This window comes from Synechococcus sp. MIT2312 (assembly GCF_059772315.1).
In genome coordinates this window covers 540,680-558,307 of record NZ_CM186281.1, presented here as the reverse complement: position 1 = coordinate 558,307, position 17,628 = coordinate 540,680, and the positions used below count along the sequence as shown (strand labels likewise).

Annotated in this window: 18 protein-coding genes; 12 read left to right on the top strand and 6 right to left on the bottom strand. The window is 56.1% G+C overall.

Features of this window, described 5'->3' with window-relative positions:
* Positions 1-32: 32 nt before the first annotated feature.
* Positions 33-386 (bottom strand): Hfq-related RNA-binding protein, encoded by a 354-nt coding sequence (locus tag AC6EI9_RS03480; RefSeq protein ID WP_498469121.1) that lies wholly within the window; start codon positions 384-386, stop codon positions 33-35.
* A 77-nt stretch (positions 387-463) separates the two neighbouring features.
* Here AC6EI9_RS03480 and AC6EI9_RS03475 point away from each other — a divergent pair, with 77 nt between their 5' ends.
* Both AC6EI9_RS03475 and AC6EI9_RS03470 read left to right on the top strand, forming a co-directional pair.
* A complete protein-coding gene (locus AC6EI9_RS03475) occupies positions 464-664 on the top strand; it encodes a hypothetical protein (RefSeq protein WP_498469120.1) in 201 nt (66 codons plus the stop codon).
* Between the two features lie 155 nt (positions 665-819).
* On the top strand, positions 820-1,161 hold the full coding sequence (locus AC6EI9_RS03470; RefSeq protein ID WP_498469119.1) for a hypothetical protein: 342 nt from the start codon (positions 820-822) through the stop codon (positions 1,159-1,161).
* A 107-nt stretch (positions 1,162-1,268) separates the two neighbouring features.
* Here AC6EI9_RS03470 and AC6EI9_RS03465 read toward each other — a convergent pair whose 3' ends face one another.
* The gene (locus tag AC6EI9_RS03465) at positions 1,269-1,700 is read right to left on the bottom strand and encodes a hypothetical protein (RefSeq protein ID WP_498470158.1); all 432 of its coding nucleotides are present in this window, start codon (positions 1,698-1,700) and stop codon (positions 1,269-1,271) included.
* Here AC6EI9_RS03465 and dapF point away from each other — a divergent pair.
* The 5 genes from dapF to AC6EI9_RS03440 are packed head-to-tail and all read left to right on the top strand — an operon-like array spanning position 1,614 to position 6,482.
* Positions 1,614-2,714, top strand: coding sequence for a diaminopimelate epimerase (dapF, locus tag AC6EI9_RS03460; protein ID WP_498469118.1), 1,101 nt, complete (start codon positions 1,614-1,616; stop codon positions 2,712-2,714). The genes AC6EI9_RS03465 and dapF overlap by 87 nt on opposite strands.
* Positions 2,653-3,882, top strand: a complete 1,230-nt coding sequence (locus AC6EI9_RS03455) for a cysteine desulfurase family protein (protein WP_498469117.1) — start codon at positions 2,653-2,655, stop codon at positions 3,880-3,882. Before dapF ends, AC6EI9_RS03455 begins: the two co-directional genes overlap by 62 nt.
* A 44-nt stretch (positions 3,883-3,926) precedes the next feature.
* Positions 3,927-4,622: a DUF1995 family protein gene (locus tag AC6EI9_RS03450; protein ID WP_498469116.1), complete on the top strand. Its 696-nt coding sequence runs from the start codon at positions 3,927-3,929 to the stop codon at positions 4,620-4,622.
* 46 nt (positions 4,623-4,668) lie between these two features.
* A complete protein-coding gene (locus AC6EI9_RS03445; protein ID WP_498469115.1) occupies positions 4,669-5,184 on the top strand; it encodes a DUF4330 domain-containing protein in 516 nt (171 codons plus the stop codon).
* Positions 5,181-6,482 carry a D-alanyl-D-alanine carboxypeptidase/D-alanyl-D-alanine-endopeptidase gene (locus AC6EI9_RS03440; RefSeq protein WP_498469114.1) on the top strand — a complete coding sequence of 434 codons (1,302 nt, stop codon included), beginning with the start codon at positions 5,181-5,183 and terminating at the stop codon, positions 6,480-6,482. The genes AC6EI9_RS03445 and AC6EI9_RS03440 overlap by 4 nt, the downstream gene beginning before the upstream one ends.
* Here the strand turns inward: AC6EI9_RS03440 and AC6EI9_RS03435 are convergent.
* Together AC6EI9_RS03435 and coaD are read right to left on the bottom strand one after the other, a co-directional pair.
* Positions 6,427-7,356, bottom strand: a complete 930-nt coding sequence (locus AC6EI9_RS03435; protein ID WP_498469113.1) for a hypothetical protein — start codon at positions 7,354-7,356, stop codon at positions 6,427-6,429. The two genes, AC6EI9_RS03440 and AC6EI9_RS03435, sit on opposite strands and share 56 nt — an antisense overlap.
* A complete protein-coding gene (gene coaD / locus AC6EI9_RS03430) occupies positions 7,353-7,850 on the bottom strand; it encodes a pantetheine-phosphate adenylyltransferase (RefSeq protein WP_498469112.1) in 498 nt (165 codons plus the stop codon). The genes AC6EI9_RS03435 and coaD overlap by 4 nt, the downstream gene beginning before the upstream one ends.
* Before the next feature lie 62 nt (positions 7,851-7,912).
* Between coaD and uvrC the strand changes: the two genes are divergently transcribed.
* The 3 genes from uvrC to AC6EI9_RS03415 are packed head-to-tail and all read left to right on the top strand — an operon-like array spanning position 7,913 to position 11,653.
* The gene (uvrC, locus tag AC6EI9_RS03425; protein WP_498469111.1) at positions 7,913-9,871 is read left to right on the top strand and encodes an excinuclease ABC subunit UvrC; all 1,959 of its coding nucleotides are present in this window, start codon (positions 7,913-7,915) and stop codon (positions 9,869-9,871) included.
* Positions 9,868-10,167 (top strand): hypothetical protein, encoded by a 300-nt coding sequence (locus tag AC6EI9_RS03420; RefSeq protein ID WP_498469110.1) that lies wholly within the window; start codon positions 9,868-9,870, stop codon positions 10,165-10,167. Before uvrC ends, AC6EI9_RS03420 begins: the two co-directional genes overlap by 4 nt.
* 1 nt (position 10,168) lies before the next feature.
* Positions 10,169-11,653: a cryptochrome/photolyase family protein gene (locus AC6EI9_RS03415; RefSeq protein ID WP_498469109.1), complete on the top strand. Its 1,485-nt coding sequence runs from the start codon at positions 10,169-10,171 to the stop codon at positions 11,651-11,653.
* Between the two features lie 30 nt (positions 11,654-11,683).
* On the opposite strand, the gene hemG is transcribed toward AC6EI9_RS03415, so the two are convergent.
* On the bottom strand, positions 11,684-12,220 hold the full coding sequence (hemG, locus tag AC6EI9_RS03410; protein ID WP_498469108.1) for a menaquinone-dependent protoporphyrinogen IX dehydrogenase: 537 nt from the start codon (positions 12,218-12,220) through the stop codon (positions 11,684-11,686).
* Between the two features lie 288 nt (positions 12,221-12,508).
* Between hemG and AC6EI9_RS03405 the strand changes: the two genes are divergently transcribed.
* A complete protein-coding gene (locus tag AC6EI9_RS03405) occupies positions 12,509-13,189 on the top strand; it encodes a PHP domain-containing protein (protein ID WP_498469107.1) in 681 nt (226 codons plus the stop codon).
* 27 nt (positions 13,190-13,216) lie between these two features.
* Entirely contained in the window at positions 13,217-13,774 is a 558-nt protein-coding gene (locus AC6EI9_RS03400; protein WP_498469106.1) for a hypothetical protein, read from the top strand.
* 9 nt (positions 13,775-13,783) lie between these two features.
* Here the strand turns inward: AC6EI9_RS03400 and cobN are convergent, their stop codons facing one another.
* Entirely contained in the window at positions 13,784-17,557 is a 3,774-nt protein-coding gene (cobN, locus tag AC6EI9_RS03395) for a cobaltochelatase subunit CobN (RefSeq protein ID WP_498469105.1), read from the bottom strand.
* Between the last annotated feature and the right edge of the window lie 71 nt (positions 17,558-17,628).

The following is a 17,628-nucleotide window of genomic DNA, read 5'->3' as shown; positions in this document are numbered from 1 at the left end:
AGGCCTTCCTCTGGACGCAGCGCCGAAGTCTCTCAGGCCAAGGGGCGAATGGTGAGCACCGCCAGACGATTGATCAAGACGGGATCGCTGCTGTCCTCCCGTTGCAGTGCGAAGTACTGGGGATCCTGCCAGGCGAGACATCCATCCAATCTGCGGCCATCGTTCAGCTCGATTCCGAGCACTCGCTGCTCACGAATCCACGACTGAATCAACCGGATACCGGGCAAGCTGGGGTCGAAGCCCGTTGAATCCATGGTGTGGAAGCGAAAACGGCATGTTGTCTGCACTCCAGCAAAGACACCTGGCCACGTCAATCCGGACTTGGCGATGCCTGCTTCTGTGATCGATTGATCCTGCAGACTGAAGCCGGTTCGAACTGAAGGCACAACATCGCCTCAGCCATCATCGCCGAATCACTGATCAAGGTCTTGATTTGAATTTACTCGCTGAGACCAGAGAGCAGTTGCTCATCGCGCTCACGAATCAGTGGGCGTCAATGTTGGATCAGCTTGATGAAGGTGATTTCACGCCTGAAGATTTTTATGAGATTCGTAAAGCGGATTCAGATGATGAGCTGATCAGGGAAAGTGGCTGTCAAACGGATCAGGAGCTCAACAAATTCATTGATGACTGGTATTACAGCGGCTTCTGGACTGCGCCGTGATCAAGACGATCTTCGGAATGACGATTCTGAGATTGCATCGTGTTCCGTTAAAGACTGAGATTGGTTGAATTGGTTTTTTAAAAAATGCACTGATCCTTCAAGACTGAGCATTGTCAGTGTTCACGCCAACAATGCAAAAGGCCTGAGTTAAACTGATGCTCTTCGAGTTCAGCTTGATAATGAGTTTTTCTGTGAGGTTCTTGAGTTTTGCGGTTTTGGTTGTTTGCCTCCAGGGTTGTCAATACTTCATGTCTCCAAAAAAGATGCTGGAAAACACTGAAGCTGATGAGCTTTGTTATCAGTGGAAGGAGCAAACGAGAAAAGTAATTGTAAGATTTGACATGGACTACACGTTATTCAACAGGGGTTGTCAGTTGGATTCTGACCGGTCGCTTTATCTTGGTTACGAAGGTAATTATTTGACAGGCAATCAAGAGCAGGACAGGAAAATCATGTCGGGATGGACTGTTGTTAAGACGTTTAATTTGAAAAATTGATTCACGACTTGAAGCTTTCCACTGGATACATATCGGGAAGAAAGCATGGAAAAATCCAGGCCATTAATGGTATCTTTTGATTCGGCGACGTGCTGCAATCTTTCGATTTATGCCGCTCGTGTTTCAGGTTCAGTCATTAAATTATTTGTCTTTGATTGAGATTTCTGTGTTGAATTTCCTGCTTCTTCTGATTTTGCCCGTGGTGGCAATGCTCGGAGGTTGGGCTGTTCTTTCATCAGCAACCTGACGCGAGATCGATCAAGAGGTTGAGCTGTAATGCTCGGGATCAGCTCAGCTTGAGTGTCAGTGCTCGCGTGCAGCCTGACCGCATTCTCCTTTTGCATCGGTTTCATCAGCGCCGCTCTGAAGAGCAACTGAAGTTGAGCAGGATTGAAGTTGGAATATCTGTTCTCGAAATCCTGTAACGTATTGGTATCACTGGGTTGTTCTGAATGCTGACTTTCAGCAAATATCAAGGGCTGGGCAACGACTTCATTTTGATGGAGGGCCGTTCCGGGCAATTGTCCGCTGAGATTCATACACCCGATCCAGGCTGGGTCCAACGCCTTTGCGATCGCCGCTTCGGCATCGGAGCGGATGGATTGATCCTGGCTCTCCCCCCGGAAGGCGATGCCGAGCTGCGCATGCGCATTTTCAATGCTGATGGCTCGGAAGCGGAGATGTGCGGCAATGGAATTCGTTGTCTTGCGCGCTTCCTTGCTGACAGTGATGGGGATGGTTCAGGTCGTCGGTGGTCAATCGAAACCCCCGCTGGTCTGATCATTCCGGAACTTCAGAACGACGGTCAGATCCGTGTGGATATGGGAGCTCCTTTCCTTGATCCCGCCTCTGTACCCACCACGCTCAGTGCTGATGCAACGGGTCTTCCGGTGGGTGATCTCACCCTTGATGGAGACACCCTTGCCCTGGCTGCAGTGGGCATGGGAAATCCTCATGCAATCGTTCCCGTCAATGATCTGAACTCCATACCCTTTGAACGCTGGGGAGCAGAGCTGGAGTGCCACGAGGTTTTTCCGGCCAAGACCAATGTGCATTTTCTGAAGGTCCACGGTCGTTCTCAGCTCGAAATCAGAGTGTGGGAACGAGGTGCCGGTCCCACTCTTGCCTGTGGCACCGGTGCCTGCGCCACGCTTGTCGCGGCTGTTCTGCTCGGCCTCAGTGATCGGCAGGCCACTGTTGAGCTGCCAGGAGGTCCCCTTCAGATCAGCTGGGAGAGGCCCGGTGCATCGGTGTTCATGACCGGACCAGCAGTTGCTGTGTTCGATGGAGTTTTGAATCCTGAACTCGTTCCCTTACAGGGTTCAACCACTGATCCAGCATCGGCGGTGAAAGCTGAACAAGCAGCGTTCCTCCAGGCAGAAAGCAGCGAGCCTGACAACCGTCAACTCGCTGAGGACTGTTCTGAGGAGGAAGCCCAATCGAGAGTTCAGGAATTCCTTGCGTCCAATTCGCTCGATTCGATGATCAACATTGCCACTGAATCCCTGGAACAGCGAACGCTCTCGCGACTCCAACGCGATCCCCAATCCTGAGAAACGTGTGATTTATCTCGATGCTTGCGCCACTGCACCCCTCAGACCGGGGGTGCTTCAACGCATGATCGAGACCCAGGATCGAGCCTGGGCTAATCCTTCCAGTCTTCATGGATTCGGTCTGCAAGCCTCTGAAGCCTTGGAGAGGGCCCGCTCTCAGATCGCTGAAAAACTCAGTGCAGATGCCAGAGATGTGGTCTTCACCTCGGGAGCCACCGAGTCCATTCATCTCGCGCTTCATGGGCTCGCCGCCACACGTTCGCCGGGCAGGCTTGTGATCTCTTCGGTGGAACATCCCGCCGTCTCCGGCGCGGCAGGTCTGCTGTCCATGAGCGGCTGGGAGGTGACCGAATGGCCTGTGGATCAGCTGGGCAGGATCAGATTGGAACATCTGGAAGAGTTGTTGGCGCCTCCCACTCAGATGGTCTCCCTGGTCTGGGGCCAGGGTGAAGTGGGCACGATTCAGCCACTGCTGCGCGTGGCAGAAGCCTGCAGAACCAGGGGAATTCCCATCCATACCGATGCCACGCAGGTGCTGAGCCAGGGACTTCCCAGGTGGAAGCAGTTGCCGGTTGATTTGCTCAGTGCCTCGGCCCACAAAAGCGGAGGTCCCAGAGGAATCGGCTTGCTGATGATTCGTGAGTCGCATCGCTCTGAGCTCATGCCGCTCCTTTCAGGTGGCGGTCAGGAGGGTGGCCTCAGAAGTGGTACCGAATCAGTTGTTCTGGCTGCCGGGATGGCCGCTGCGCTGGATCAGATCGAATGCTGTGCACCAGCCGATCTCCCACGCTCAGGACACGGTGTTGCTGATCTACGCGATGCGTTGCGAGAGCGATTGCTCACCGATGAACGCTTGATGATCTGTGGTGATCCAGAGAACCGTCTGCCTCATCATCTTTCACTGCTGGTCAGCGATCACAGCGGTCAGCCTGTGTCTGGGCGTCGGCTCGTGCGCAGTCTTGATGCCTGCGGGTTGGCCGTCAGCAGCGGTAGTGCCTGTTCCTCTGGCAAAGACAGCGACAGTCCTGTTTTGGTTGCCATGGGGCTTCCACAGAGCCGGTGCCGATCCAGCGTCCGACTCAGCCTTGGGCCCTGGATTGAGCCTCAGCAGCTTGATGAGATCGTGCAGCGCTTCCAAGCCGGTCTTGAGCAGTCGCTCTGCAGTTGAGGCTGCAGCGGCAGTACGCTCCGCCAAACAATTGACAGAGCCTGGTGAGCGCCGTTCTTCCTGCTGATCTATCCGAAGCTGAACAGCGGACTTTCGTTGCTCTGAGTGAGGTTCTCAGCTCCAAACGTCGTGGTCGCTGGCAAGTGACGTGGAAGTTCGAGGGTCTTCGCTTGCTTGGGCCCTCTATCAGGCTGTCTCAAGCGCTGAAGGACAGCGGTCTTGGCTTGCTGCTGGCCTGGCCAGATGCAGGAGCTGCAGCCCTGGCCAAACGTGATGGACCTGAGCTGGCCGACTGCTGCGTTGATCTGAATCAGCTGCAACGCGACCCCGCTTGGGCAGGTCGTGGTGATCTGTTGTTGATTGTCGGCGCTCAACCCAGCGATTACGAAACGGTGGAAGCAATCTGCAGTCAGTGGTTTGAACCGGTCGTGCTGTTGAACAGCCGTCTTGAGGACGCCGCAGTTGGAATCGGCAGCGTGGCTCGTCAGCGACGCAAGGGGTTCATGTCCACCTGGCAGTCGGCTTTTCATCTGGAACCCTTTCTTCAAGGTGCTCTGATGCAGGAACATCAGCAGCAATGGGAACTGTTCCGACAGGATCCGGACGGATATCGCTGGGTCAAGCAATTCGAGGCCCGTCCGGATCAGGAACAAATTGACGAGGCCTTGGCCGCTGCGGGGGATGGTCTGAGGCAGACCCTCGGGGCGATGGATCGCTTCATCGATGATCTGCGTGGTTGATCGCCAGGTCCATCACTTTTAGTGTTGCCATCTCAAGCTCAATCCCATGGCCTTCTCTGAACGCCTTCGATCAATCTCCGTCATTGACGCAGCCGCAGCGGTTGTGGCGCTTGTGGCTATCGGAGGTGTGCTGTGGAGTCCGAAGCTCAGCAACCAGCTCGCCAGAGCCACAGGATCCATCAAACCGGTTGAAGTCTCTGTGGACGTCCGTAACACCAGTGCTGCGGATCCGGATCAACTGATTGCGGAGGCTCTCAAATCAGGTCGCACATCACTGGTGATCCGCAATCAGCCCGCTGGAAGCGTGCAACTGATCAGGGTCGACGACATCAGACGCCAGCTTGCAACCGTGCTTCCAGATGGAAGTGTTGTGATGGCTGATGACCCCAACAGGGAGATTCAGGGCATGCTTGATGCCCGTTTCGTTCTTCAGGGTGATGCCACAGTCACCTCGACCGGTGTTGTGATGGCAGGTACCAAGCTGAAAGTGGGAATTCCTGTAGAACTTGAAGGCCGTTTCTATCGGATGAACGGAATTGTCAGTGGAGTCTCCGTGCAATGAGAACAGCGTTCCTCACCTCTGGACTTCTCCTGACTCCAGTGGCCATGCCCGTGGCTGCCAGTCAGTTGGTTCCGCTGACGATGCCGCCGCCGCCGCCGACTGAGCAGCCGCTGCCGCAGTTGCAGCCGGGTCGTTCGTGCCCAGCTCTTCAAACCGCTCTGAAGACCAATGTCGGCAGCGAAGCGAGGGTCTGGTCCGTCACGGTTCTCAACAGCGACGGAGATCTCCTTGGACAGATCAACGGTGCCGTTCCAAGAATTCCAGCGTCGAATCAAAAGCTGATCAGCACGGCCTTTGCCCTCGATCGCCTCGGCCCGGATTTTCGCTTGAAAACCCGTTTGACCCAGAGGCCGGATGGTTTGATGGAACTGAACGGTCAGGGAGATCCTGATCTCGGTATCGCAGGTCTTCAGCGATTTGTTCTTGCCGCTCTTCGTCAAGGCGGTGCCAGAGGCAACTCAGTCGCTGACGTGAAGCTGATGGTGCGCGAAGAGCCCCGTAGCAACTGGTGGCCCAGCGACTGGCATCCTGCCGATCGTGGTTATGCCTATGGCGCTCCGATCACACGCTTGGCTCTCACCAGCAATGCCGTTGGCGGTGCCGTCAGCGATCCCTACTCGCGCCTCCAGCGACTGTTCCAGCAAGAAGCCCTGCGTCGCGGAGGAACGGTCCAGATCCAGAGGGGCCAACCAGTTGGAGAAACGCTTTCAGCTGTGCAGCAGAACACGGTGGTGTTGCACGAGGAAAGCTCTGCTCCCATGCACGCGTTGCTCAGTCTTGCCAACACGGAGAGCCACAATTTCACCGCAGAGGTGCTCATGCGCCAGGCTTCTGGTCGATGGGATGTCAGGGCGGCCTCCCGTGCCACAGAGCGCTGGATGTTTGAGCAAGGACTCCCAGTTCAGGGCCTGCGTGTGGCAGACGGCAGTGGTCTCTCACGTAACAATCGGGTCACGAGCAACACCATCGCTGCTCTGCTGATGCGCATGGATCAGCACCCGTTTTCCGCCTACTACCAAGCCTCAATGGCTATCGCAGGCCAAAGGGGAACCCTGCGCAATCTCTATCGAGGCAGCGTTCTTGACGGTCGTTTCAGAGGCAAGACAGGAACGATCAGCGGAGTGCGCAGCATTTCCGGTTATCTGCAGACCGCCGATGGCCCCAGATATGTGAGCATGATTTCCAACGGATCGGGCCGCCCCAACACGGTGATGGGGCAAATCCTGCGATCCGTCCAGAGGTTCAGCCCATGCCCCTCATCTGTCGCACCCGTGAAGCGGCCCGACGTGCTCGGCTGATCGGAACGGTTTTGCCGTCCTTGGCTTCAACCTCGGATGACTCTTGGCGTCCTGTCTGGATTTTGACCAGTTCCTGGCGTCCGGCCAGCACCACCTGAGCCATTTCTTTGAGCCTCTGCTCGAGTTCGCCCAGTGTCTGTTCGGCATAACGGTTGGCCCCGTCCTGAACATTTCCAGCTTCCTGGCGGCTGCGCTGAATCAGGGTTTCACATTGCTGCTGCGTCTGCTGTCTGAACTGCAAAGCATCCTGGTGCAGTCGCTCCGCTTCAGTCTGGGCTTCTTTCTGCAGGCGCAGTCCTTCCACTCGAATTTGCTCGAGTTCCTGAAGTGACTGTTGCCGATTGCGCTCATGCTGCTCGGTCAGCTGTCGCTTGAGTTCGTTGGCTTCCTGATCGAGCTGTTGCCGGCGCTGCAGTGACTCCTGCTCAAGCTGTTGGCGACGGGATGCAAACTGCTGTTCAAGCTGTGCGTGCTTCGACTGCATGTCCTGCTCCATCTGTGCGGACTGCTGGCGAACGCCCTGCAGCATCTGCTCGCACTGTTGACGAACCTGCTCGCGCATTTCGTTGACCTGGCGTTCCGCCTCCTGACGGATTGATGCCTGAGCCAAAAGCTGTTCGCGCTGTTGTTGGGCTTGGTTGACGATCTCGTCAGCCTTTGCGCGTGCCGTGGAAATGAACTCATCCCGCTTTTGGAGCAGTCGGTCTGCCTGCTCAACCTGTGCGGGCATGGCTTCGCGCACTGCGTCGAGCAACTCAACAGCATCCTGCTCATTCACGAGCCGCCCGCCACTGAAGGGGATGCGACTACCCTCCAGCACGATCTCCTCGAGCTGGTCGAGCTGGTCGAGTACGGAGAACCGGATCTCGCTCATCGCTGCGGTTGGTTGAAAGCCGAATTAAAGAACCTCATGAGGTCCTTCGCCACCACCGGCGGGACCATATGGTCAACAGAACCACCGAAACGAGCCACCTCTTTCACAACGGAACTGCTGAGAAAGCTGTAGTGAGCAGACGTGCTGAGGAATACCGTCTCAAAATCTGGATCCAATGACCGATTCGTATGGGCGATCTGCAGTTCGTATTCGAAGTCGCTCATCGCACGCAGACCACGCAAGATGAGTCGTGTGCCGTTGGATTTGGCGCATTCGACGGTGAGACCGTCAAAACTGATCACGCTCACATTGCTGAGATGGCTTGTTGATAGACGGATCTGATGAAGTCGCTCATCCAGCGAGAAGGCGGGTGACTTTCCTGGGTTCTGAAGCACCGCAACAATCAGTTCCTCCACCAGGGACGATCCACGTTCGATCAGATCAAGATGACCGAGCGTCAGAGGATCGAAGCTGCCTGGATAAAGCGCTTTCATCGCGACAACCTCAGCGGGAGCTGGCCGGATCCTATGCACTCCGGCATCACTAGATTCTCGGCATGCCCACCCTGCTTGAGCAACCGGATCGCCTGGAACGTCGGCTGAAGGACATCCCGGCCGAACCTGGTTGCTATCTGATGCGTGACGCTGAGGATCGTCTGCTTTATGTGGGCAAATCCAAGAGTCTGCGCAGCAGAGTGCGCAGTTATTTCCGCAGCCGTCACGATCTGAGCCCTCGCATCCGCTTGATGGTGCGTCAGATCTGTGAGATCGAGTTCATCGTGACCGACAGCGAGGCAGAGGCACTCGCCTTGGAATCCAACCTGATCAAGAACCAGCAGCCGCATTTCAATGTGCTGTTAAAGGATGACAAGAAATACCCCTACCTCTGCATCACCTGGAGTGAGGCTTATCCAAGAATTTTCATCACCCGGCGCCGACGTTTTCGCAGTCCGTTGGATCGCTTTTACGGTCCTTATGTGGATGTGGGGTTGCTGAGACGAACCCTGTTTCTCGTGAAGCGGGTCTTCCCGCTCAGGCAACGTCCCAGACCACTGCACCAGGACCGCACCTGTCTGAACTACAACATTGGACGTTGTCCTGGTGTGTGCCAGGAGCAGATCAGCTCAGAGGATTACCACAGCACGCTTCGCAAGGTGGCGATGGTGTTTCAGGGGCGCAGCGATGAGCTTCAGAACCTTCTCCATCAACAGATGGATCGTTATGCCGAGCGATTGGATTTCGAAGCTGCTGCCAAAGTGCGTGACCAGCTCAAGGGCCTCGATCAGCTCACTGCCGATCAGAAAATGAGCCTGCCCGATGCTTCCGTCAGCCGTGATGTGATCGCCATGGCTGCGGATGAACGGCTGGCCGCCGTACAGCTGTTTCAAATGCGGGCAGGCAAGCTCGTCGGTCGACTCGGATATATGGCCGATGCTTGCAATCAGGATCCTGGACAGATCCTTCAGCGGGTGATCGAGGAGCACTACAGCCAGGTGGATGCGGTTGAGATCCCACCTGAACTGCTGGTGCAGCATCCACTTCTCCAACAGCCCCTGCTCGAGGAATGGCTCACGGAACAGCGCGAACGCAAGGTTCAGATTCACTGCCCAAAGCAGCGTCAGAAAGCAGATCTGATTGAACTGGTTCAGCGCAATGCCGACTATGAGCTCCAACGTGCAAAGCAAGGTCAGGAGCAACAGGCGCTTGCCACTGAGGATCTGGCTCAGCTGCTGGAATTGCCTTCGCCGCCTCGACGCATCGAGGGCTATGACATCAGCCATATTCAGGGCAGCGATGCCGTTGCATCCCAGGTGGTGTTCATTGATGGCCTCCCCGCCAAGCAGCACTACCGCAAGTACAAGATCCGCAGCAGCAGCATCAGGTCTGGGCACAGCGATGACTTCATGGCCATGGCTGAAATCATGCGGCGACGCTTTCGCCGCTGGGCACGGGCCAAGGCTGAAGGCGTCGATGTCGGAGCCTTGCGTCGAAGGGGCGGAAGTGCTCTGCAGACCGATGGTCTCAATGACTGGCCTGATGTGGTGATGATTGACGGCGGAAAAGGTCAGCTCTCCGCAGTGATGGAAGCTCTCCGGGAGCTGGACCTGCAGGAGGATCTCAATGTCTGCTCTCTGGCCAAACAGAGAGAGGAAATCTTTCTGCCAGGTGAAAGTCATCCACTGGAGAGTGAACCCGATCAGCTTGGCGTGGTTCTGTTGCGGCGCCTTCGCGATGAAGCTCACCGTTTTGCCGTGAGCTTTCATCGACAGCAACGTGGTGAGCGCATGAAACGTTCGCGTTTATCTGATATTCCTGGCGTTGGACCCAAACGGGTGAAGGATCTGTTGGCCCATTTCCATTCCATTGACGCCATCCAGCTGGCACCGGTGGAGACTCTCGCTCAGGCGCCAGGTGTCGGTCTGGCGCTGGCCAGAGATATCCATCGCTTCTTTCATCCCGATCAGGAGACCGAGCAGGATGGGCAGATTGCAGACCCGGGCTCCTCATCACCATGATCCGTGCTTTCAAATTGGCTGCACTGGTGATGGGTCTTGTGATCGGCCTCATTTCCACCCGTGCGGTCCACGCCTCACCTGGACTCTGCACCGGACCTGTCTGTGCGGATGACATCACACGCAGTGCCAAGAATCACTGGCAGCTTGTGCTGAAGCTCAACGACCAGCTGGGCCATCGAGAAAAAGTCGTGATGAACTGCAGGGCAGGCCAGCTCAGCCCCATGTCAGGTCCGGTGGACAGGGCCTACGCCACATCGATCGGACGACGTGCGTGTCGTCTGGCGGGGGAGGGCTGAGATGGAGCTCACCGTCGTCTATCCGAATCAGCTGTTTGCCGATCATCCCAGCCTTCAAACAGGCCGGGTGGTGGCGCTGATCGAGGATCCGCTCTTCTTCGGTACGGACCCGCGTTGGCCGATGCAGGTGCATCGTCAGCGGCTGTTGCTGCATCGCTGTTCGATGTCTGTCTACGCCGAGGGCCTGCGAAAACGAGGCTTCACTGTTCTGGAACAACGCCATCAACTGGCGCCTGACACGCAGGGACATCTCCAGGCTCTCTTCGCCATGGGCTACAAGCACTTCCATCTGGCGGATCCTGTCGACGACGTGCTCAGTAAGCGCCTGCATCGATTTGCAGAGCAGAACGGCTGCGACCTCACAATCACTGCCACTCCGATGTTGCTGACGCCGGATTCCGTGATCAATGAGCACTTCGCCACAGGACGCAAGCCGCTCATGGCCAAGTTCTATGAGATGCAACGCAAACGTCTGAGTGTTCTGCTTGAAGCGGATGGTGGCCCCGTTGGAGGTCGTTGGAGTTTTGATGCTGACAATCGCAAAAAGCTCCCCAAGGGAATCGTTGTTCCTCAGGAACCAGCAGCCAGTCCAGCTGCAGTGGTGGACCGGTCGCGTCAGGAGCTGGAACAGGAGAATCTGCCGCTGATCGGTCGCTGGGATCTGTTTGCCTATCCGCTGGATCATGATTCCGCTGATGCCTGGCTTCAGGACTTTCTGACGCAGCGATTGAGGGACTTCGGCTCGTATGAGGACGCCATCAGCACACAGCATCGGGTGATGTGGCACAGCGTGCTCACGCCCATGCTCAATATCGGTCTGTTGACACCTCAGCAGGTTCTCGATCGCACGCTTGAAAGAGCAGCTGAGGGGGATGTGCCGCTCAATTCCCTTGAAGGCTTCATTCGTCAGATCATCGGTTGGCGCGAGTTCATGGCCGCGATGTACAAGCGCCATGGGGTGGAGATGCGCACCGGTAATTTCTGGGAATTCGACGACAGGCCCATCCCCGAGGCCTTCTACCGGGGCACAACCGGTCTGCCCCCAATCGATGACGCGATTCATCACGCTCTAGACACTGGCTATTGCCATCACATCGAGCGTCTGATGCTGCTGGGCAATGTGATGCTGCTTTGCGGCTTTCATCCCAACCGTGTCTACTGCTGGTTCATGGAGCTGTTCATTGATGCCTACGACTGGGTGATGGTTCCGAATGTCTATGGCATGAGTCAGTTTGCTGACGGAGGTCTGTTCTCCACCAAGCCCTATCTCTCCGGCTCGAATTATGTGCGCAAGATGTCGGATTATCGCAAAGGGGATTGGTGTGATATCTGGGATGGATTGTTCTGGAGTTTTATCAAGACACACGAGGACTTCTTCCGTGGTCAGTTCCGGCTGGCGATGATGGCCCGCAATCTGGATCGAATGGATTCCGACGTTCTGCGGAAGCACCAAAATCATGCCAGGCAATTTATTGAATCCCTATGACATGTCTCGATCAATGAGAGATGAAAGCGTTTAAAAATTTCTGATTGACTCAATCATTTCATCGACTTTTGTCCAATTCGTAAATTCATGTACTTTAGAGAGGTCTTTTGGACCATTGGTGATGGCCATAATCAGTAAAATCGCCAATCTGTTGGGACAGTTGAGGCTGGGATAGTCGAGTCTGCCTGCAAAAACACCTTTCAAGTCGGGATCCCATTCGACCTTTTTCAAGAATTTAACGATGTAGGGATTGGTCTCAGGGGTTGCTTTTTCAGGCTTTCTCGCCGTGAGGTTCAATGAAAAAAATGCCGTCTTTTTCTCAGAGAGCGTATCTTTGTTCTTTGTGACGAATTCATATACGTTTTTTCTGTGGTAGCCATATCTGACACTTGCGCCCAGCAGAACCTCATCAAAATCAGAAAGGTCTTGCTCGGAATCCGTATCAAGTGAGGCAATGGTTATCGCCTTGTCTTCATTCAACTTTTCCTGGGCGTATTCGCAAATATGCTTGGCATGTCCATCAACGGTTGAATAAAGGATTAAAAGCTTAGGCTTTTTATCAGACACGCTGGTTTGATGACGTATGACTCAACTATACTGTTACATGATCAACAACGCTTGTTTTTTCAACAACTGTAAAGAGTGCTGACTCGCTTCACTGTTTTTGTCATGCCTTGTTGACGTTAATCCTTGACTTGATCTATCCCTGTCATTTCTTTAATCTTCGTCTCAAGGATTGATTTCAGAGAATCACAATGCTTTGTCAAACATATCGATGTTGCAATCGATTGGTTCCCTTAATCTTCCGATTCGACTGCTCTGCTGATATCATCAATATGAAAAGATCAGTTGTTGATGCTCGTCGGCTGGGAGCGTGTCTTGTCAGTTGAATCTCACCCTCTTCGAGAGGTTCTCAGAGACGTCGGTCCCGACAGCTGCCCTGATATCTGTAATTTCCACTGCCACACACAATGCAGTGATGGCAGTCTGCAACCACTTGAATTAATTGAACAAGCAACTGAACGTGGTCTCAGTCATCTCGCTGTGACTGATCACCACTCCAGTGCTTCATTTCAACCGATGCTCGACTGGCTCAACCAGCGTCGTCAGCGTGGTGACAAGGTTCCGACTCTCTGGAGCGGTATGGAGATCAGCGCCATCCTGCGGGGCTGTCTTGTCCATGTGTTGGCTCTTGGTTTTGAACCTGGGCACAGGGCACTCGCTGTCTACAACAGCGGTGATGCAGCGGTCGGAGAGGATCTCAGAGCGGAGAGCGTCTGCCGAGCGATCCATGAGGCAGGCGGTCTGGCCATTCTTGCCCATCCAGGTCGGTACAGGGTCGGCTTTGCAGATCTGATCGATGCTGCTGCAGACCTCGGCTTTGACGGGGGTGAAGCCTGGTATGACTACGACATGCAAACCCGCTGGAGCTGGTCTCCTGTGGTCTGTGAAGCCATCGATCGTCGTTTGAAGAACCTTGGCCTTTTGCGTACGTGTGGAACAGATAGTCACGGCTTGAACCTGGAAGGTCGCTAAGTTCTACGGAATTCCCTGTCTCTGGGTATGGGCCTCTTCGATCGTCTGCTTAATTCCAGCTCGGATCAAAACGAGTCTGCAAAAGGTCCCAAGGCCAAAAAGCCGAAACAGGAAGCTTTTTTCCTCGACAGCGACAGCGCGTCAACCTTTGGCGACCGCGACTACATGCGTGAGTCGAAGACCATTCGCCACACGTTTCCAGGAACTCTTGACAGCCCTGGGATGAAGGAGATGGTCACTGAAGTGGACGCCACGGATCTCAAAGTCGATAGGCGCAGTGAGGGTCTGGGTGATCAGGTTGTCAAAAAGGAGACGGTCAGCGTCAATACCGGTGTTCCCAAAGCGGTGAAGAAAACCTTTGCGGAAACGATGTCGCAATCGGAACTGGACGAGCGGCTCAAAGGCAACGCACTGAAGCAGGCAGGTGTGAACGCTCTCGCTGCCCCTGATGCGGCTCCTCTGGCTCGCAAACAGGAGCTCAAACCCAAAGAGGAACCGAAGCCTTCGAGCTCAGGTTCTCAGAAGAGTAATAAGCCTGGTTCAATCGATCCTTTCCTCTCCATGGTTCGGGATCTCAACAAATAAAGTCGGGCCTCAGCGGTTGATGTCAACTCCTTCAACCGCACGCTCCGATTCGAGCAGGACACGACTGATCGCATCGAGCAACGAGGCATCGGCATCGGACCAGAGTCCCCTTGTGGCTGCTTCCAGACAGCGTTCGGCCATATCTCTCATGACCCAGGGATTGCGTCGCAACAGAAACTCTCTGACATCCTCGGCAAGCAGCCAGCTTTCAGCGATTCGGCCGTAACACCAATCCGGAACCGCACCGGTTGTGGCGTCGTAGGCGAACAGATAATCAAGGCTGGCTCCCATTTCGAAGGCCCCCTTGTAGCCGTGCTGCTTCATCCCTTCGATCCAGCGTGGGTTAAGCAGTCGGCTGCGGACCACCTTGTCGATCTCACGATCCAGTCGATGAATCCGCAAGCGTTCTCTGCGGGAATGATCAGCGAAAAACAGTTTCGGATCATTGCCGCTGACCCGGTTCACCGCAGCTGCCAACCCCCCCTGAAACTGGTAGTAGTCATCGGAATCCAGCAGGTCGTGTTCCCTGTTGTCTTGGTTGTGCAGCACAACCTGAATGTCCTGAAGAGCCTGTTCGAGTCCCACCCTGTCGCTGTGGGCTTTCGCGTCGGAGTCATAGCTCCAGGAACTCCAGGCCAGATAAGCCTCTCCAAGCTCATCACGCCGTTCCCACTGACCTGAGTCGATCAGGGCCTGAAGGCCAGCGCCATAGGAGCCTGGTGCGGATCCGAACAGACGGGCCTGAGGTCCCCGGCTGCGAGTGAGAGCTGCCAGGGGATTGTCCCTGTCGGCCTCCTCAAGCCCAGCAACCATGGACAAGGCGCGATCGACCCAGGCAAGCAGCTGTGGAAAGGCATCCCGGAAGAGACCCGACATGCGCAGGGTGACATCCACGCGTGGTCGCTCCAGCAGGGTCAAGGGAATCAACTCAAGATCCACCATGCGCCGAGTCGGGCCATCCCAGACGGGCCGTACGCCGAGCAGGGCAAACATCTGCGCGATGTCTTCGCCTCCATTGCGCATGGTGGCTGTTCCCCAGACCGACAACGCCAGGTGCCGCAGGGGTTCCCCCTCCTCGAGTTCGTAAAGATCCAGCAGTTGTTCCGCGCTGCGACGACCCAGATCCCATGCAGCTTCTGTTGGTAGACCTCTCAGATCAACGGAATAAAAGTTTCGCCCCGTCGGCAGAACGTCATCTCGTCCACGGGTTGGTGCGCCAGAAGGACCGCTAGCGAGACGTCGGCCGCTCGCTGCCGCCAGTACGGCCTGATGCTCATGACCGGCGGATTGCTGCAACCGAGGCCAGAGATCAGTCTTGATGAACTGGAGTGGACCGGGCAGTGGCTCTGAGCTGACTAGTTTGTGAAAGACATCGTCCAGCGGCGGGGCCTGGTCGTGCTGCTGCGATCGATCGCCATCGATCAGCTTCAGCAGAAGCCTTGCGGCCTGTGCCTCGATCCACTCCACCGCATCACTGAGTCGCCGAGGCTGATGACAGCCATGACATTCCAGGATGTGCCGATCCTGATCGGACAACACAGTTCCGTCCTCGTCCTTCCAGGGATCGCATTCAAGGCCGACACTGCGACTCATCCACTGGGTGAGTCCAGGACGATCAGACGCCGGAGAGCGGGCGATCGCCAGCAACAACTCTGCCAGTTGGGTTGGTTGGGGATGCTCCCCCAGCCGGTGCAACCCAGTCCTGATCTGTGCTTCCTTGAGTTCGCACAAGTAGGTCTCAACCTGCTCGAGCAAGTCAACGATCGCTGCTGATGAGCTCTGGTTCGCCAGGATGTTCTCCATTGACGGCCAGTTCAGATCGCTCAGCAGTTGGATCAGCTGTTGTTGGATGTGATCGCATCGAGAGGCACCGAGTTGCCTCGCTTCGACGTATTCATCCAGAAGAGATTCCAGGGACAGCAGAGGTCCATGCAGACCGGCCCTGCCGAGGGGAGGTGTGAGGTGGTCCAGGATCACCGCATGCCCCCGGCGTTTGGCCTGTGACCCCTCGCCCGGATCGTTGACGATGAAGGGATAGAGATGTGGGATGGCACCCAGAGCGAGCGCAGGGGCACAGGACCGACTGAGGCCCACCGACTTGCCAGGCAGCCATTCCGCACTGCCGTGCTTACCCACATGCAGCATCAGTTGACAGTGGTGGATTTCCCGCAACCAGAGGTACTGAGCCAGATAGCGATGGGGAGGGGGAAGATCCGGTGAATGCAGATCACTGAGCTGATCGGCGTCATAGCCACGACTGGGCTGCACCAGGACCACCGCATGGCCGAATCGCACACCGTGGATTGCGAAGCCCAGTGGCTCAAGATCAACTGCATTCTCTGGTTCCCCCCAGCGATCCTGAATCGGCAACCTGGCGGACTCAGGCAGTGATGACCACCAGCGCTGATAGTCAGAGAGCGGCAGATAGGTGAGCGGAGGCCTGGTGTGACTTTCTGGATCGTTGGTTCGGCCGTTGAGAACCTGTTGGATCAGCAGATCAGGATCCTGCGGCAGAGGCTCATCACCGAGATCGAATCCGTCATCGTGAAGCCAGCGCAGGATGTTGAGACAACTGGCGGGCGTATCGAGACCCACGCCATTGGCCAGCCGTCCGTTCCTGAGGGGATAATTCGCCAAGACCAGAGCGACTGAGCGTTGTGCAGCCTCAGTAGAACGCAAGTTGACCCAGGCCCTGGCGTGCTCAGCAATCCAGTGCAGGCCAGCGCGATCAGGCTCGAGGCGTTTGACCGCCGTGCACAAGCGCTCATCCGCGTGGTCCACCTCGCGGAAAGCTCCGATCCGCGTTGTGATTCGACCATCCAGCTCCGGCAGCACAACCTGAAGGGAGAGATCAATGGGATCAAGACCTTGAAACGAGTCCTGCCAGCTCTCACGGGAACGTCCTGAGCTCAGCATCTGCAGAACAGGACGATCCAGGTCATCCCAGAGGGGTGCACCCAGACCAGCTTCCGAAAATTGAACAGAGGCGAAGGATGTGCAGGTGATCACCAGCTCCACGGCCTGTTGTCGGTACAGATCCTTCACAGCCCTCTGAACGGCCGGATCACGCAGGCTGCTCACCCAGAGTGCTTTTGGCACCAGTCCATGCGCTCGCAGGGTTTCAAGCAAGACATCGCACCAGTGAACATCCGCCGATTGACGATGGGCGCGGTAGAGAAGCACCCCGACGTTCGGCCCGTCCTCCTGCCGCCAGTCGTAGGGATCAGGATCGGGATTGGCCGTCGACGTCAATGACGGTGCATCCACGGCAGACGTCTGGCCTGAAGCCGTGGACAGGATCCATTTCAGACCGTCGAGCCAGCGCTGCAGGTTGTCTGCTCCTCCTTCGCGCAGCAGCCGTGCCATGGCATCGCAGAAGGGCTCAGGCAGGCTGCTGAGTGGATGCAGTTCACGGTCCTGTTCCGGTGTACCGGCCAGAACCAGGAGCTGCCGACCCTTCTGTTTGGCAAGCCATGAGCAGCATTGTTCAAGTCCGTAGGACCAGTGCCCACGCCCCCCGAGCAATCGGATCACGATCAGTTGCGTCTTGTCGGTGCAGAGGGCCAGGTAATGATCGATCTGAGCCGGATGGGAAAGCGCCTCGAGTGGGAGCGCACGGATTGCGTCCTGCCAGAACGGTTGCGTCTGCCTGTCTAGAACCCTTGCCAGGGCAGAGATGTCCGAGCTGGCGCTGGTGAGAAACAACACCGGTGCGGTGGGTTGCTCCACGTAGGAGATCGGCCCATCGGTGTCGGCCCCCGGAAGGCTGCTTAGGCGATGCATGTCCCCATTCTCCAGAGGACAGGACGAGCGGGAACTGACGGGTGAGAAGATCTGGTCAACGGACGCTCAGC

Bases quoted from the DNA above. Each gene is read 5' to 3' on its own strand.
- AC6EI9_RS03470 (WP_498469119.1), top strand. From the start codon at position 820: ATGCTCTTCGAGTTCAGCTTGATAATGAGTTTTTCTGTGAGGTTCTTG.
- dapF (WP_498469118.1), top strand. From the start codon at position 1,614: ATGCTGACTTTCAGCAAATATCAAGGGCTGGGCAACGACTTCATTTTG.
- AC6EI9_RS03465 (WP_498470158.1), bottom strand. From the start codon at position 1,700: ATGAATCTCAGCGGACAATTGCCCGGAACGGCCCTCCATCAAAATGAA.
- AC6EI9_RS03445 (WP_498469115.1), top strand. From the start codon at position 4,669: ATGGCCTTCTCTGAACGCCTTCGATCAATCTCCGTCATTGACGCAGCC.
- AC6EI9_RS03440 (WP_498469114.1), top strand. From the start codon at position 5,181: ATGAGAACAGCGTTCCTCACCTCTGGACTTCTCCTGACTCCAGTGGCC.
- AC6EI9_RS03435 (WP_498469113.1), bottom strand. From the start codon at position 7,356: ATGAGCGAGATCCGGTTCTCCGTACTCGACCAGCTCGACCAGCTCGAG.
- coaD (WP_498469112.1), bottom strand. From the start codon at position 7,850: ATGAAAGCGCTTTATCCAGGCAGCTTCGATCCTCTGACGCTCGGTCAT.
- uvrC (WP_498469111.1), top strand. From the start codon at position 7,913: ATGCCCACCCTGCTTGAGCAACCGGATCGCCTGGAACGTCGGCTGAAG.
- AC6EI9_RS03420 (WP_498469110.1), top strand. From the start codon at position 9,868: ATGATCCGTGCTTTCAAATTGGCTGCACTGGTGATGGGTCTTGTGATC.
- AC6EI9_RS03415 (WP_498469109.1), top strand. From the start codon at position 10,169: ATGGAGCTCACCGTCGTCTATCCGAATCAGCTGTTTGCCGATCATCCC.
- AC6EI9_RS03405 (WP_498469107.1), top strand. From the start codon at position 12,509: ATGCTCGTCGGCTGGGAGCGTGTCTTGTCAGTTGAATCTCACCCTCTT.
- AC6EI9_RS03400 (WP_498469106.1), top strand. From the start codon at position 13,217: ATGGGCCTCTTCGATCGTCTGCTTAATTCCAGCTCGGATCAAAACGAG.
- cobN (WP_498469105.1), bottom strand. From the start codon at position 17,557: ATGCATCGCCTAAGCAGCCTTCCGGGGGCCGACACCGATGGGCCGATC.